Here is a 337-nt window from a genome sequence, read left to right as displayed (position 1 = left end):
CAATACCGATGGAAAAGTTGTGGAGGCCCTGATTACAGAACAAGACGGTAAAGAGGTAAAAATTCCAATCGGAAAAGACGACTTCGTCATTGTGACAACTGGATCAATGACAGAAGATACCTTCTACGGCGACAACAAAAATGCACCGATCATCGCTATCGACAACAGCAGCAGCGGTCAAAGTGCAGGCTGGAAACTCTGGAAAAATCTGGCTGCCAAATCCGCCATCTTTGGTAAACCCGAAAAGTTCTGCAGTAACATCGAAAAATCAGCATGGGAGTCTGCGACCCTGACATGTAAACCTTCGGCTTTAGTCGAAAAACTAAAAGAATATTCT

The 337-nt window shown here is 44.2% G+C and carries 1 protein-coding gene; it reads left to right on the top strand.

All coding sequences use genetic code 11. The annotated features are described in order from the left end of the window. Window positions 1-337, top strand: a 337-nt coding sequence (locus B2X72_RS12165; protein WP_286849713.1) for an oleate hydratase, incomplete at both ends; no start/stop codon positions are given.

The organism is Sphingobacterium sp. UBA7253 (assembly GCF_002472745.1).
Taxonomy (GTDB): Bacteria; Bacteroidota; Bacteroidia; order Sphingobacteriales; family Sphingobacteriaceae; genus Sphingobacterium; species Sphingobacterium siyangense.
Note: the sequence above shows the minus strand (reverse complement) of the source record. Positions and strands in the feature narration are given on the sequence as shown.